This window comes from Vibrio rubrogenes, from assembly GCF_059641415.1.
On record NZ_JCARSY010000002.1, the window covers coordinates 104,316 to 119,699 of the forward strand.

Annotated in this window: 17 protein-coding genes and 1 riboswitch; of the genes, 5 read left to right on the forward strand and 12 right to left on the reverse strand. The window is 46.7% G+C overall.

The genetic code is table 11. The features are described 5' to 3' along the window. Positions 1 to 47 precede the first annotated feature (47 nt). Positions 48 to 509 carry a low molecular weight protein-tyrosine-phosphatase gene (locus AC55NX_RS02595; protein ID WP_496994328.1) on the reverse strand — a complete coding sequence of 154 codons (462 nt, stop codon included), beginning with the start codon at positions 507 to 509 and terminating at the stop codon, positions 48 to 50. Positions 510 to 715: 206 nt separating this feature from the next. Between AC55NX_RS02595 and cobO the strand changes: the two genes are divergently transcribed. Next, a complete protein-coding gene (gene cobO / locus AC55NX_RS02600; RefSeq protein ID WP_496994329.1) occupies positions 716 to 1,321 on the forward strand; it encodes a cob(I)yrinic acid a,c-diamide adenosyltransferase in 606 nt (201 codons plus the stop codon). Between the two features lie 127 nt (positions 1,322 to 1,448). On the opposite strand, the gene AC55NX_RS02605 is transcribed toward cobO, so the two are convergent. The 3 genes from AC55NX_RS02605 to apbC all read right to left on the reverse strand — a co-directional run bounded on the left by AC55NX_RS02605 (position 1,449) and on the right by apbC (position 5,774). Continuing rightward, on the reverse strand, positions 1,449 to 3,587 hold the full coding sequence (locus AC55NX_RS02605; protein ID WP_496994330.1) for an AsmA family protein: 2,139 nt from the start codon (positions 3,585 to 3,587) through the stop codon (positions 1,449 to 1,451). 308 nt (positions 3,588 to 3,895) lie between these two features. Then, on the reverse strand, positions 3,896 to 4,537 hold the full coding sequence (udk, locus tag AC55NX_RS02610) for a uridine kinase (protein WP_059120332.1): 642 nt from the start codon (positions 4,535 to 4,537) through the stop codon (positions 3,896 to 3,898). Between the two features lie 166 nt (positions 4,538 to 4,703). Then, positions 4,704 to 5,774 (reverse strand): iron-sulfur cluster carrier protein ApbC, encoded by a 1,071-nt coding sequence (gene apbC / locus AC55NX_RS02615; RefSeq protein ID WP_496994331.1) that lies wholly within the window; start codon positions 5,772 to 5,774, stop codon positions 4,704 to 4,706. A gap of 281 nt (positions 5,775 to 6,055) precedes the next feature. Here apbC and metG point away from each other — a divergent pair, with 281 nt between their 5' ends. Next, entirely contained in the window at positions 6,056 to 8,101 is a 2,046-nt protein-coding gene (gene metG, locus AC55NX_RS02620; protein WP_496994332.1) for a methionine--tRNA ligase, read from the forward strand. 354 nt (positions 8,102 to 8,455) lie between these two features. Then, positions 8,456 to 9,262 (forward strand): hypothetical protein, encoded by an 807-nt coding sequence (locus AC55NX_RS02625; RefSeq protein ID WP_496994333.1) that lies wholly within the window; start codon positions 8,456 to 8,458, stop codon positions 9,260 to 9,262. 60 nt (positions 9,263 to 9,322) lie between these two features. Here the strand turns inward: AC55NX_RS02625 and udp are convergent, their stop codons facing one another. The 6 genes from udp to moaB form a co-directional block, all read right to left on the reverse strand. Next, complete coding sequence (udp, locus tag AC55NX_RS02630) at positions 9,323 to 10,084, reverse strand: uridine phosphorylase (RefSeq protein WP_496994334.1); 762 nt, start codon at positions 10,082 to 10,084, stop codon at positions 9,323 to 9,325. Between the two features lie 228 nt (positions 10,085 to 10,312). Next, positions 10,313 to 10,729: a CBS domain-containing protein gene (locus tag AC55NX_RS02635; RefSeq protein WP_496994335.1), complete on the reverse strand. Its 417-nt coding sequence runs from the start codon at positions 10,727 to 10,729 to the stop codon at positions 10,313 to 10,315. A gap of 176 nt (positions 10,730 to 10,905) precedes the next feature. Beyond that, the gene (gene moaE / locus AC55NX_RS02640) at positions 10,906 to 11,358 is read right to left on the reverse strand and encodes a molybdopterin synthase catalytic subunit MoaE (RefSeq protein ID WP_496994336.1); all 453 of its coding nucleotides are present in this window, start codon (positions 11,356 to 11,358) and stop codon (positions 10,906 to 10,908) included. Between the two features lies 1 nt (position 11,359). Further along, on the reverse strand, positions 11,360 to 11,605 hold the full coding sequence (gene moaD / locus AC55NX_RS02645) for a molybdopterin synthase sulfur carrier subunit (protein WP_496994337.1): 246 nt from the start codon (positions 11,603 to 11,605) through the stop codon (positions 11,360 to 11,362). Further along, positions 11,602 to 12,081: a cyclic pyranopterin monophosphate synthase MoaC gene (gene moaC / locus AC55NX_RS02650; protein WP_496994338.1), complete on the reverse strand. Its 480-nt coding sequence runs from the start codon at positions 12,079 to 12,081 to the stop codon at positions 11,602 to 11,604. Before moaC ends, moaD begins: the two co-directional genes overlap by 4 nt. A gap of 18 nt (positions 12,082 to 12,099) precedes the next feature. Then, on the reverse strand, positions 12,100 to 12,606 hold the full coding sequence (gene moaB / locus AC55NX_RS02655) for a molybdenum cofactor biosynthesis protein B (protein ID WP_496994339.1): 507 nt from the start codon (positions 12,604 to 12,606) through the stop codon (positions 12,100 to 12,102). A gap of 65 nt (positions 12,607 to 12,671) precedes the next feature. Here moaB and AC55NX_RS02660 point away from each other — a divergent pair, with 65 nt between their 5' ends. After that, the gene (locus tag AC55NX_RS02660; protein ID WP_496994340.1) at positions 12,672 to 12,803 is read left to right on the forward strand and encodes a hypothetical protein; all 132 of its coding nucleotides are present in this window, start codon (positions 12,672 to 12,674) and stop codon (positions 12,801 to 12,803) included. On the opposite strand, the gene moaA is transcribed toward AC55NX_RS02660, so the two are convergent. Continuing rightward, entirely contained in the window at positions 12,783 to 13,766 is a 984-nt protein-coding gene (moaA, locus tag AC55NX_RS02665) for a GTP 3',8-cyclase MoaA (RefSeq protein WP_496994341.1), read from the reverse strand. The two genes, AC55NX_RS02660 and moaA, sit on opposite strands and share 21 nt — an antisense overlap. Beyond that, positions 13,755 to 13,897: riboswitch (molybdenum cofactor riboswitch) on the reverse strand. It overlaps the preceding gene by 12 nt. Positions 13,898 to 14,071: 174 nt before the next feature. Here moaA and yvcK point away from each other — a divergent pair. Then, complete coding sequence (gene yvcK / locus AC55NX_RS02670; RefSeq protein WP_496994453.1) at positions 14,072 to 14,992, forward strand: uridine diphosphate-N-acetylglucosamine-binding protein YvcK; 921 nt, start codon at positions 14,072 to 14,074, stop codon at positions 14,990 to 14,992. Between the two features lie 51 nt (positions 14,993 to 15,043). Here the strand turns inward: yvcK and luxU are convergent, their stop codons facing one another. After that, entirely contained in the window at positions 15,044 to 15,382 is a 339-nt protein-coding gene (gene luxU / locus AC55NX_RS02675; RefSeq protein ID WP_496994342.1) for a quorum-sensing phosphorelay protein LuxU, read from the reverse strand. Positions 15,383 to 15,384 lie beyond the last annotated feature (2 nt).

A 15,384-nucleotide genomic window follows, 5' to 3' on the forward strand; every position in this document is an offset into this window, starting at 1 on the left:
TAAATGCAAAAATCCGCCCAAGAGGCGGATTTTTTACCAATGACGGATTATAATTTTCTCAACACCGCTTCTGCCGACTCTTCCAACAAATCCAACACGCGTTCAAAGCCATCATCTCCCCCGTAATAAGGGTCTGGAATCTCATATTCAGTTGACTGACCATGACTCAGAAACAGCGATAACTTATGCTGATACTGAGCGGGGCATCGGGCCTGTAAATCAGCGAGGTTGTCACGATCTGCGGCGAGAATCATATCAAAACGCGCAAAATCATCGCTGGTCACGGGTCTGGCAGTCATCCCGGCAAAACTATAGCCACGTTTTTCACCGGCTATTCGGGCCCGGGTATCCGGTGGATTTCCCTGATGATAGGCAATGGTGCCGGCAGAATCGACATCAACGGCGATTCCCATTTGCGCTGCTTTTGCTTTGAGCACCGCTTCTCCGGTCGGGGAACGACAAATGTTGCCCATACAGACCACCAGAATGGACGGTTTACGTTGACTCATGGACTGTCCTTTGTGTGAATTACTTTTGACAAATAACTTTTATACATTCAATCATGCTTCGATCAACTTAGCAGGTTTCAACCTAATTCCCAAATTTGCCGATTGCTCAGCCTGTTCGCACTGACCATACTGAACCTATGGTTTTTGCTACCGCATCATTACGCTATGATACAGTTATTGCGCCCATGAAATAGGAATCTGACACCATGTCAAATGAAGATAACCCATCTGATCGTTATCAGGCTCGCCAGCAACGAATCAAAGAAAAAGTTGATGCTAAAATTGCATCAGCAACCGAAGAACGCGGTATTGTGATCGTGATTACCGGCAATGGCAAAGGCAAATCAACATCGGGGTTCGGAACAGTTGCCCGAGCCGTCGGACATGGGCTGAATTGCGGCGTTGCGCAGTTTATTAAAGGCACATGGGATAACGGAGAACGCAATCTACTGGAAAAATTGGGCGTCACATTCCATGTCATGGCAACCGGATTCACTTGGGAAACTCAGAATAAAGCCACAGATACTGCCGCCGCACAGGCCGTGTGGGAAAAATGCCAGCAGATGTTGCAAGATGAAACACTCAACGTGGTATTGTTAGATGAACTCACGTACATGGTCAGTTATGGCTACGTGGCGTTGGAAGAGGTTCTCACCGCATTACAGCAACGTCCGCCGATGCAAACCGTCATTATTACGGGTCGTGGCGCGCATCGGGAACTGCTTGATCTGGCAGATACCGTTTCGGAAGTTAAAAATGTTAAACACGCTTTTCAGGCTGGTGTGAAAGCGCAGCAAGGGATCGACTGGTAAACCGCCTGACATCCCGACATAAAGGAACAATACAGGGACAGGCTTGGCACCTGTCCCTGTATTTTCATCGCAGTTATGGAATAACCGGAATAACCGGAATAACCGGAATAACCAGTTCGAGCTGGCGCTAAAAAAGCCCTTTCAGCAACTTATTCAGCGCTTTTTTGGTGTTCTCATCTTTGATTTTATCGTCCAGTTTTTCCAAACCTCTATCGAGTTCTTTTTGTACTTTTTGCTTCGCGACATCATCAAACACCAACTTATATTTAGGCTGGGTCCAGCTTCCCTTCACCTGTATCGGAATGGTGACATCTTTTAACTCATTGATATCTTTTCCACCCTGACCTTTCAACGTCCCGACAATTGATGCACGGACGACCACATCCACTGTTTGCGCCACGTAATTCACATCGCCCTTGGTATGCACCCGTAATAACGGGGACTGCAACGTGCTCTCTTTGATGGTCGCCACACCTTGATTTAAATGGAGAGTCGCGCTGGCTGCACTAAAGTCCGTTTTCTGCACCCCTTCGGTGTCATCCAATGGTTTCCCTTTCAGTTTTGCGTAGCCCTGGCGGATGATCCGGGCAATATTGATACCGTTGACAGCACCATCCTGTAACTGAATTTTCACTGTCCCTTCAACGTTCTCTTTGAGGCGTTTTTCACTTAATCCTTGGCCGCGCAGATCTAGTTCAACTGACCCTTTCCCTTCGAGACGATCATTATCTGCCAGCGCTTGTAATACCGGTTGAATTTGAATCCCTTGCAGTGATTGCTGCATCTGATAAGTAGCAGGTACAACACTTGCGTTGAGCACCCCTTTACCTTGCAAATGGCCTTGATATAAATCAGCCTGTAACTCAGAAAGCGTCAGCACACCATGACGCAGATTCACTTTAATCCCCAAGTTATTTAACGTCAGTTTCTGCGCTTTAAGCCCGGCAATATTTAACGTTCCATCGAGATCAAATGCTTTGAGAACTGTCAGATCCGGCTCTTGAGCCGACGCTGTTTGCGGTGCTTGCGTAGTCGAATTCGCCGCGACTGAAGCTTGAGCGGATGGCGCATCCTGCGATGACGAAGCAGTTTCTGTCGCAGGCGGTAAAAACGGGCTGAGATCAATCTGATCCCCCTGAAGCAGGAAGCGAATAGCTGGTTTACTTCCCAAATGGAGCGACGTCTTACCTTGCAGTGCCACATCTGCCACTTGCAGTTTTAAATTGCTCATGTCCAGCTGGTTGTCAGGTAGATTTATCCGGAGATTCCCCTGTAAAACAACCGGTAGCGGGCTCACGGGTAGTTGTGTCCCGGCCAGCTTCAACTGAGTATCCAACCCGCTGACCCGGATTTGCTGATAGCGTTGATCCAGATTCAATGTGCCTTTACCGGTAAAATCAACGTCATTGGCGGCAAGTTTACCCACAACAGCCACCTCAAACGGTGCATCCTGACCGACTTCGAACATCGGTAAAGACAACGTCAGGGAACGCACATCGTTCGTTTCATCCTGATAACTGCCCTTCACAGCTATCTGGCGTAGCGCGTAGTGGCGATAATCATCGGATAAGCGAAATTCTCCCTCTCCTGCAATCGAGAACTGTTGCACGGCCCGTTTCCCCTGAATCGACCAAGAAAACGTTGTCCACTGGTTCGGCGCAAAAGCACTAATGGTCAGATTCACATCGTTCAGCACCAGTTGATTTTCAGGCTGAGCCTCATTGAGCACAGAGACGCGAGCCTCACGAATATCCACACCAGCGACACGAACTTTCCATGATTGCGCGGTTGTCGGAGCAGCATCAGTCTGCGCCTGTACATCGGAGGCGGCATCAGACTGTTGTGCAGCATCTGATGGCTGGTTTGCCTGTTGTTGACTCAACAGGCTATCTAAATTAGTGGTGCCGTCGCGTAATGTTTCAATCTGAATGTCAGCACCGTCCAGATTGACACTGCCGATGTCCAGCTCTTTATCCAGTAGCGGCATCACCGCCACATCAATGGAAAGGTGAGATACATGCAGTAAGTTTTGCCGCTGAAAGCCTGCCGGATTTTTGAGGGATACATCATCGATCTGAAAACCAATTGCAGGAAAAAACTGCCAGCGGATATCACCGCCAATCACAACATCCATCCCCGTTGCTTTTTTCGTTTGTTCGACAATCAGCGGTTTAAACTGATTCGGGTCAACTACCGTGACTAATGTGACGATGCCGGCAGCAATCACAACACAAATTATCACAATCACAAGGAACAATTTTTTCATTGGCATTTTCCTGAACACTTATTTTTCTAATCACTTAGAGAAAACTAAGACCATTGACAGATAAGAATGTTTCTTAACATAGGTATTTTATAATCAAATGACAACCATATGCACTTCGTCTCTTCCTCAACAACGTCAGCTTCATGTCAAGAAATGACAAACAATGAGGAAATAGCAGCCTCCCCCGTCAACCGTTGTACACCGCTGGGAATCATATTGCGGGAAGAATCATATGGTAGGAATAAAAAATGGCACGCTGTCTGGTGCCATTTCCGATATCAACAAAAAGTCAGTGACGATGCGCAAGCTTAGGATTTGAGCAACTTAGCGATGTGTGCTTTCAACACATCGATGGCAATCCGGTTTTTCCCGCCACGCGGGACAATGATGTCAGCATACTGTTTAGACGGCTCGATAAACTGCAAAAACATCGGTCTGACCGTTTCCTGATACTGTTTCAACACCGAATCCAGTGTCCGCCCCCGCTCTTCAACATCACGTTTCACACGACGCAGCAGGCAAATATCTAACGGGGTGTCCATAAAAATAGTCGCGTGCATCAATTCTCTCAGACGCGGCTCAGTCAACAACAAAATACCTTCCAGAATAATCACCTTTTTCGGATTCATATGATGGGTATTTTCTGTCCGGGTATGCTCTGTGTAGCTATATTCGGGAACATCGACCGACTCCCCCCGCACCAATTGCTGTAAGTGTTCGCATAACAGATCATGATCCAGCGCACTCGGATGGTCATAATTGGTTTTGACCCGCTGCTCCATACTCAGATGACTTTGATCCTTATAGTAGCGATCTTCGGTAATCACACCGATTTGGTGATCGCCGACTTTGGCTCGCAATTCACGATATATGGTACTCGCGATCAGACTTTTCCCTGAGGCAGAAGCGCCAGCAATTCCTATAATGACGCATTGATTGTGATCAGACATGATTGTTCACTCGATACATTTGACAAAGAAACCAGATAAGCCGGCGTGATTATAGAGACAAGCTCTGCCGGATACCAGATTCACAGGGTCAAAAAAGCATAATTTATCTTTTCTTTCATCAAAGTAGCATTCAACACAGACAATCACTGTCCAATCGATACAAAACTCAGCTCAGATGAGTGAAGGGGATCGCATCCGGAACCACCTGACCATGCCAATATAAATGGCTGGCAACCCGTTCAGCCATCGCCAGATAAAGACGAGAATGTTCGCTTTCAGGTCGCGCGACAACGGTCGGACAACCAATATCAATATCTTCCCGAACTTGTCGATGCAACGGAATTTGCGCCAACAGACTCAATCCGTACTCTTGCGCCATTTTCTCTGCCCCACCGGTGCCGAAGAGGTCTTCACGGTGACCACACTGACTACAGATGTGATAACTCATATTTTCCACCAACCCGACCACAGGAACGTTAACCTTTTCAAACATCGCCACACCTTTGCGGGCATCCGCGAGGGCCAAATCCTGAGGCGTGGTGACCACCACTGCGCCAGTCAGCGGCATCTGCTGTGACAAGGTAAGTTGAATGTCTCCGGTGCCCGGTGGCATATCCACCACCAAATAGTCCAACGACGGCCATTCGGTTTCATTGAGCAACTGCTGGAACGCTTTGGAAGCCATCGGACCGCGCCATACTGCGGCATCGTCCTGATTCATCAGATAACCGATCGAATGCGAATAAAGTCCGTGTGCCTGCACCGGTTGCATCCAACGTTCATCACGCACCTCCAGTTCAGCATGCACTGTCCCTAACATCATCGGAACCGATGGCCCATAGATATCTGCATCCAAAATTCCGACACGGGCATGAGAGGCTGCCAGCCCTAAGGCCAGATTCACCGCCGTGGTTGATTTGCCGACACCGCCTTTTCCGGAAGTAACCGCGATAATATTTTTAACGCCTTTGACAGGAGAAGCGACCTGAGTCTGTAAGGTTTTCGGCACAACACGCACGTCGATGTCACCCGCGACTGGTCGCTCAGTTTGGGCGGCAATCCATTGACGTAACTCGTCCGCCAACGTATTGGCAGCAAAAGGAATTTCAATGTGATAGTGGTTATCTTCATGGGTATAAACCAACCCCGGCTGGGATGCCCAGTCAGAACGCAGACAAGGGTGAGAGAATTGATTCAACCAAACACAGAGTTGTTGGGGAGGTGTAAGCTGCCGCATAGATTACCTTCTTTACCGGATATAATTTCAATCGACACGCTCACCTGTGATGACACGTTCATCAGGCAGCGCCAAAAGCCTATGCTAACACCACAGTAAACCAGACAGAACCCCTGCAAGATAAAGGAATAACGCCTTGGCGTAATTCCTGTCATCAGGTAGTATTAGCAGTCACAAATTTTTGATACATCACTCCGGCAACCTCAGAATCACATACCAAGCTTTCATACAACTATATTTTGAGGCCATCCGAGTATAACAGACAGAGCGAAAGATAAGTTATGGCAACTGAACCAAGAAAAATTCTGGTAACTTGTGCCCTGCCGTATGCAAACGGTTCTATCCACTTAGGTCATATGCTGGAGCATATTCAAGCGGATATTTGGGTACGCTACCAACGCCTGCGCGGCAATGTCATTCACTTTATCTGTGCAGATGATGCACACGGTACCCCGATTATGCTGAAAGCTCAGCAGATGGGGATCACGCCAGAAGAAATGATTGCCTCGGTCAGTCAGGAACACCAGAAAGATTTTGCCGGTTTTGATATTAGCTTTGATAACTATCACAGCACGCACAGTGAAGAAAACCGTGAACTCTCATCGCTGATTTATCAACAACTCAAAACCAACGGATTTATTTCGAGTCGGACAATTTCCCAGTTGTATGATCCTGAAAAACAGATGTTTCTGCCTGATCGTTTCGTCAAAGGTACCTGCCCGAAATGTCATTCAGAAGACCAATACGGCGACAACTGTGATGCCTGTGGTGAAACCTATAGCCCGACAGATTTGATCAATCCGAAGTCTGCCGTGTCCGGTGCAACACCAGTCATGAAAGATTCCGAGCATTTCTTCTTTGATTTACCCCAGTTTGAAGAGATGCTGAAAGCGTGGACACGTTCTGGTTCTTTGCAAACAGAAATGGCCAACAAAATGCAGGAATGGTTTGAATCCGGTCTGCAACAATGGGACATCTCACGCGATGCACCCTATTTCGGCTTCGAAATTCCGGGCGAAACCGGTAAATATTTTTACGTCTGGCTCGATGCGCCTATCGGCTACATGGGGTCATTTAAGAATCTATGTGACCGCCGCGATGATCTGGATTTCGACGAATACTGGCACAAAAACAGTCAGGCTGAACTTTACCATTTCATCGGTAAAGATATTGTCTACTTCCACAGCCTGTTCTGGCCAGCCATGTTGGAAGGCGCCGGTTTCCGTAAGCCGGACAACGTGTATGTTCACGGCTATGTCACGGTGAATGGCGCGAAGATGTCTAAGTCCAAAGGAACATTCATCAAAGCGAGTACGTATTTAGACCATCTGGACCCGGAATGTCTGCGTTATTATTACGCTGCCAAACTGAATAACCGGATTGATGACCTCGACCTGAATCTGGAAGATTTTACCCAACGGGTCAACTCAGATATCGTCAATAAGATCGTCAATCTTGCGTCACGCAATGCAGGTTTTATCAACAAACGTTTTGCGGGGCAACTAGCAGCAACATGTGTCGACCCAGAGCTGTATCAGACGTTTATAGCTGCGGCTGAACATATCGGTGAACTTTATGAGAACCGAGAGTTTGGCCGGGCGATCCGGGAGATCACCGCACTGGCGGATAAAGCCAACCAATATGTTGATGAAAAAGCACCGTGGGTGATTGCCAAGCAGGAAGGTAAAGAACAGGAACTTCAAGCGATCTGTTCTATGGGTCTGAACCTGTTCCGTGTTCTGATGACTTACCTCAAACCGGTGATGCCAGCACTGGCAGCCCGGAGTGAAGCGTTCCTCAATCAAGAGCTAAGCTGGGATAACATCCAGCAACCTTTGGTTGATCATGAGATTGCCACCTTCAAAGCCCTCTTCAGCCGAATCGATCCAAAACAGGTTGAAGCAATGATCGAGGCCTCGAAAGAAGCAGTTGCAGCCGAGAGAGCGATTATTCAAGCGGACGCTCAGGAAGAGACGGAACTCAGCAAAGACCCAATCGCCCCGGAAATCGAATTTGATGATTTTGCCAAAGTTGATTTACGGATTGCCAAGATCTTATCTTGTGAAGCGGTGCCCAAAGCAGATAAGCTGCTTAAATTCCAGTTAGATATCGGTGGCGAAGTTCGTCAGGTCTTTTCCGGTATCAAAGCCGCTTATCAGCCTGAAGAGCTCGTCGGTAAATATACGGTCATGGTTGCCAACCTGAAGCCGCGGAAAATGAAGTTTGGTATGTCTGAAGGCATGATTCTCGCTGCAGGACCGGGTGGAAAAGATCTCTGGATCCTCGAACCGCATGAAGGTGCCCGGCCGGGTATGCGAGTCATGTAAAATTGATATATTTATCAATCTATTAGAGGCCTTACCAGATACCGTTAAGGCCTTTTTTATCGATACGCATCCACACACTGAGCCGTATCGCCCCAAGATCATCATTTGCGCACAATAACGGTGCGATACAATTGTAAATGAAAGGTTAAGATAATGATTTTAAAAATAAAATAATCTGGCACTAATTCTGCTTCTTTTTGACCATAAGGATACAAAGGTGTCTTGACCTTTGTGGGTTGGGCTTGTTTACTTCTGATTGTATTGGCTGATGTCTCTAGTACATACAACGCTATTCTGCACAAGAACCAACAACTGCAAAAATCAAGGTATCTCTACACAGACAAGGAGTTGGTTATGTTCGTCATTATTTCGATGCTGGTTTCCGTCGGCATACTCGGATTCATGTTTTATCTTGCCAAACAACGTGAGTCTACTTTGCAACGTAAGTATGAGCTGCTTGTTGATTTACGTCAGGTTTTGCATCTGTGCCGCCAACACCGGAGTGCGACACACCATGTGCTGATGTTTGGTGAGCACAGAGATATTGAAATTGAGCATCTTGCCGAGTTGCTGAATGAGAAAACCACTCACCTCATTTCCATTGCTCATTTTGATAACAAGCCCATGTATCGAGTGCTTCAGCTCAAACTGAAAGCACTGATGCAGGACTGGTCCGAACGAACGATTTCTCGCAATCAAATGATTCACGGCAAAGCAATCCGCCACTGTATGTTTCTCATGGATGAAGTCATGCTGGCTTGGTTAGTTGAAGTCAATCGGGAAGATTTGAGTGATGAATATCATATGAATTGGCAACAAGTCATTGATGCGATGGACGCTTTGACACAATTCCGAATCTGCATTGAAGAGATGAATACACCCGAAGGACAAACACGTTTACAACATTGTGCTGAAATACTGGCGAGAAAAGTGAACCAGTTGACAATGGTGAGCCCTTTATCGATCTCATCCCCGACATGTACCAAAGCTCTGGCGATTTTATCCGATGTGAGTAAGCATCCTGACTACAATATCGGTGCCGAAGCCATGTATCAGATGACCGCTGATATTTCGCTGAGTATTGCTCATGTGTATGATCATATGTTGGGAGAGCTCATTGAGACACTGTATCTGCCGCTCCCAAAGTTACTCACCGCCTAGACTAATAAAAGGCGTCATATGCCATCGCATATGACGCCCCGAAAAGTTTAGGTGTGTGGCTCAAGTAAGCAAGAGTGCTGCGGCTTTTACGACCACTCGTATCGATTTTGCTTCTACTTCTTTCACGACAGCATGATCAGGAATTTCTTTGAGAGTCCGGTTGATAATCACACCACCCACACAGCCAGCTTGCAAGCCAGCACTGGCACACATGGTGAACAACGTCGCAGATTCCATCTCAAAATTCAGAACCCCCATTCCTTGCCATTCTTCAACCGAGCCCTGGAAACGACGTGTGACACGACCCGAATAAGTATCATAACGCTCTTGCCCCGGATAGAACGTATCACTGGAAGCGGTAATCCCCGTATGAACCGGAACACCTTCGTCATCAGCAGCTTGTTTTAATGCTGTCATCGCGGCAAAATCTGACACCGCCGGAAATTCCATCGGTGCAAAATGCAAGCTTGCCCCGTCTAACCGGACAGCCGCAGTCGTCACGATGATATCCCCGATCTGAATATTAGGCTGAATTGCCCCGGTGGTTCCAACACGTAAGAAACTGCGAACCCCTAACTGTGCCAACTCTTCTACCGCAATTGAAGTGGATGGTCCACCGATGCCCGTTGAACAAACAATGACAGGTTTACCCTCAACTTTTGCCCGATACAGCGTAAATTCACGATGACTCGCCAGAAATTCCGGGGAGTCCATCTGGTCAGCAATTTTCTTAACTCGTTCAGGATCACCGGGCAATATTGCCAGTGTCGCACCATTCAGATCTTCTTGCGTGACTCCGAGATGAAAAACTTTATCTGACATTATTGTCTCCTTCATTGTAATCTTGGTTGAAATACTCAAACTTCAGTATCATGAAATGCTAACTGCACTTTAACCAAGATTTAGCTCACAAATGCCAATATAGATCACACATAATGAATCCACATAACATCATATTTCATCAATATGTGACATAAATCCTAAATGGGTACAAAAAAAGCCTGCGAAATAACATTTCGAGGCTTGTTGAACTCATTCGATAGGCAGAATTTATACCTGACGTTTAAAGCAACTGTGCAGATTTTTATTAATCGCTTTCAGTACAGCCCGCCGATTAATTACACCGACTAACCGGCCATCTTCAACCACTGGATAAGTTGATCGACCATCACGCATATAACCTGCTAATTCAATAATCGGTAAATCCGGACTGATGGTATCAACCACTTGTGTCATGCAGTCGCCCACCATATGAGAGTCCTGACAGAAATAACTGACCTTCACCAATTTATCGAGTAGATCCTGCTCCGATAAAAAGCCAATCACTCTGCCATGATCATCGATCACCGGACCACTAAAAAAATCATTAAACTCAATGACTCTTTCCAATGCAGCAGATAATGACATATCAGCTTTAAAGGTAATCGAATGCTGTGTCATATAATGTCTAACTTTGAGTGATTCCATCGTTCTCTCCTTCAAGCCTTTCATCTGGGCCTTTAAGGTAAGTGTTGACTAATTTCAGATAATTGCTAAATAGAATCACTCAATTTCATTCATCATTGTTAACAGAGAAACAAAAAATATTTAGAAAAAGATAAAATGAATTGAACTTGGGGTTAAATCACAATAATTATTGGAAATTATTGCCATTTTTCGGCAGCCGCACGATCTGACTCTCGGCTGTCTAACCAGCGTTCTCCACTATTAGTTGTTTCTTTCTTCCAGAAGGGTGCCTGAGTTTTCAGCTTATCCATAATAAAGGCACAGGCAGCAAATGCTGCATCGCGATGGTGACTACTCACACCGACAAAAACAATTTGCGCACCAATCGCCAGATCACCGATCCGATGAATCACCCGGACCGCAAGCAAAGGCCAGCGTTGTAACGCTTGCTCACAAATCGTATTCAGCGCTTTTTCTGTCATTCCCGGATAGTGCTCGAGGTGTAATCCGGTGACCTGACTCCCCAGATTCATATCCCGAACTTTTCCGACAAATGTTACAACGGCACCGGCATCTTCTCCCTGAGACAACGCCTGATATTCATCTTCAACACAGAAGTCATCTTGTTGAACAGCAACTGAGTATCCCATATCAACCTCCGGTTACCGGTGGAAAAAATGCAACTTCATCACCATCGTGAAGCACAGTATCCAGAGGAACGATAGTTTGATTGACTGCTGCCAGCAAGCGCTCAGAATCCATTGCCAAAGCCCATTTTCCCGAGCGCTTGGCCAAATCGCCCCGCAACTCATCAAGGGTTGCAAACGTACACGGTAATTCAAGATCCGCCTGCCCGACGAGCTCCCGAGTCTGGGCAAAAAATAACACCTTAATCATGATTCCACCTTAAAATGCCCTGATTTTCCTCCGGACTTTTCCAGTAATCGCACCGGGCCAATCACCATATCCTTCTGAACAGCCTTGCACATATCGTAAACCGTCAACGCCGCCACAGATGCGGCGGTCAAAGCTTCCATTTCAACCCCGGTTTTCCCCCTCAACCGACACAAAGATTCGATTCTGACACACGATTCAGTCTCGATTGCTGTCAACCGAACTTCCACTTTCGATAACAACAGTGGATGGCAAAGCGGGATCAGTTCCCAAGTTCTTTTCGCGGCTTGAATCCCAGCAATGCGGGCTGTTGCAAAGACATCGCCTTTATGATGCTGACCGGAAAGTATCAATTGCAATGTTTCTTCCGCCATGTAAACCAACGCTTCGGCCCGAGCTTCCCGAACTGAATCGGCTTTGTCGGAAACATCCACCATATTGGCTTCACCAGCGGCATTAATATGGGTGAGTTGACTCATGTTTGACTCCAATGCGGTTTATAAATGGGGCATAAAATTGCATGGTCGGTGTGATGCATCCAACTGCTGACAAATAATCTTTGTCCAGGCAGTCTTACAGGCACCGGTTGACCCCGGCATGGCAAAAATGACCGTATGGTTGGCAAAACCGGCAATCGCCCGCGACTGAATTGTCGAGGTGCCAATTTCTTCATAAGAGACCATGCGGAATAACTCACCAAATCCTTCGACTTGCTTATCAAATAGTGGTATCAATGCCTCCGGCGTACTGTCTCGTGAAGTAAAGCCTGTCCCACCGGTGATCAAAACAACCTGAACATCTTCATCTGCAATCCACTGTGAAACAATCGCCCGAATTTTATAGCGATCATCAATCACAATCTGTTTATCGACGAGCTGATGGCCAACTTGCTGAAGTTGTTCGGCCAGATAACCACCGGATGTATCATTTTCTTCCGTTCTGGTATCAGAAACGGTTAAGACCGCAATCTTGGCTGGTCTAAATTCGGTTTGTGCATGTCCCATAGAGATTTACCTATTTTGATCATTGATATTGATAATATCGACATGGTTGGTCCTGGATGCGCCATATGAGCCGTTTTCGTCCCCCGTTGGTCGCATCGTTGAAACAGACGTTCGTTGTCAGCATTCTTCCTCTCCGGCCAATCCGTTCAATGCGTTTGGCTGGTGATAAAGACCGGCTAACCGCCAATCGATGCTAAGTGAGGCGTCATGCCTGAATGGCCATCATGTAAGAAATGGCTGACGGCTTTTTCACCCAAGACCTGCTGAATCCGCTCAATCAGTGCTGACTGCTGCTCGTCTTGCCGGAGTAAATCACGCAATTCAATGCCGGATTCACCAAACAGACACAGATGTAACTTACCCTTCGCTGAAACGCGAAGACGGTTGCAGCTCGCACAAAAGTTCTTTTCATAAGGCATAATGAAACCAAGTTCTCCCTGATAGTCGGGATGCGCTAAAACTTTCGCGGGGCCATCATGACAAGCGCGTACTTTCGGGATCCATCCTTCACCGAGTAGTTGCTGATAAACGGCCTGCCCCGAGACATGATGCCGGTGGAAGAAATCATCCATAGTTCCGGTCTGCATCAATTCAATAAAACGGAGCTGGATGGGCAAATCACGGATCCAATCCAGAAATGCGGGCAACTGGCGGTCATTCAGCCCCTTCAGTAGTACAACATTCACTTTGATTTGAGAAAAACCGACTGCCAATGCTTGTTCAATACCATCCATGACCTGCCGGTATTTATTTTCACCGGTAATCTGATGGAACATTCTCGGATCGAGACTATCAACACTGACATTGATGTTGGTTAACCCGGCCTGAAGCCATTCCGCTGCCGATTTTGCCAGACGAAACCCATTGGTGGTCATCGCCACTTGTTCAATGCCGGGTGTTGAGGAAACGAGATGAATGATATCGGAGAAATCCCGACGTAGCGTCGGCTCACCACCGGTCAGCCGCACTTTAGAGGTCCCGCAACTTGCGAATGCGGTGACAACCCGCTGAATTTCCGGCAACGATAAAAACTGGGGGCGCTGAGCCTCAGTCTGATATCCATCCGGCAAACAGTAGGTACATTTAAAATTGCATACGTCCGTCAACGACAGACGTAAATAGTAGAATTTACGCTGAAAATTATCTTCAAATTGAGCCATGGAACACCTTTCCAAACACGGGAGGCAAGATCATTTCCAATCCCACCCTCGGGTCATTAACATCGACCACAGGTTTAACAAGCCTATTCCACCCGGAACTTAGCCCGTCAAACTCGGAGCTATGGCAACTATGAGACATGTGTCATCACAATTAACATGTTTTTCAGTTTACAAATTTTTTTGAACAGATCCTACTTCCTTATCAAAAAATTTGAGGGTTCCAGTCAAATTTTCACAGAAGAAGTATTCTGGATCAAAAAATTCAACTAATCTTAGCCGCGATTGATTTATAGATAATGACAACAATGAATTCTTATCAGCAAAAACTTTATCAAGAGAAAAAGGTTGTTGCGATTGGCGGGGGACACGGGCTCGGACGTGTTTTGGCTGCCATTCGTGATTTTGGTCCAAATGCAACGGGTATTGTTGCGACAACTGACAACGGGGGTTCGACTGGTCGGATTCGTCACTGTCAGGGTGGTATTGCATGGGGTGACACACGTAATTGCATCAATCAGTTGATTACCGAACCCTCGACCGCTTCGATGATGTTTGAGTATCGGTTTCGGGGACAGGGTGAACTTGATGGCCATAATTTAGGCAATCTGATGTTAACTGCGTTGGGTAACCTATCCGTCCGACCACTTGAAGCAATTAATCTGATTCGAACCCTGCTCAATGTATCGATCAATATTCTGCCAATGTCAGAACATCCGGCAGATCTCTCCGCTCATGCCATTGATGGAAACATCGTCACTGGAGAAACTAATGTCGATGAAATGACCGAAGAACTCATACGGTTGGAGCTTTCTCCACAAGTACCGGCAACTCACGAAGCGGTTGAAGCCATTACTCATGCGGATGCGATTCTGCTTGGCCCCGGTAGTTTTTTAACCAGCATCATGCCACCGTTATTACTCCCTGAATTGGGTAAAGCCATTGCGAAAAACCGTCGGGCCGTACTCATTTATATTGACAATCTCGCCCCGGAATACGGGCCCGCCCAGAAAATGGATCTCAACCGAAAACTCATCTGGTGCCAACGGGCTTGTGGCGGCAGGTTGGTTGACCTGATCTTGTGTGAAACCCCACCGGACAAATACCCGGCAGACTGTCGGATGATTACACGTAACCTCGCCTCTCCGGATAAAGGATGGCGTCACGAACGAGAAAAGCTAAGACAAGTGATTGAAGAGCAACTCATCAACGAGTTGTATAAAAAATAATGATAGAGTGCAATGATGAGCTGTCACGCTCATCATTGCCGATTTGAATGGTTAAGATTCATGCTGAATCAAGCTCATATAAGAGGTATAAGTCTCACGGAGTTGTTTGAGCAGAGTCTGTGTTTCCTGCTTCGGATTGAGTAGTAATCCTTGTTTCCCTCGGGTATCAATATCAATCGCCATCGCACATAAACGATCAGCGCCAAAACTCGCGGCACTACTTTTTAATGCATGGCTGATCTCTTTCAGTAACTCATGCTGTTCTGACCCTTCACTTTCCGATAACGTCGCCTGATAGTTTTCTAATTCACCGAGGAAAATATCCAGTAGCACGGGAATATTGTCCTCTCCGATTTCCTGTGACAATGACGAAATCGTATCTCGATTCATGA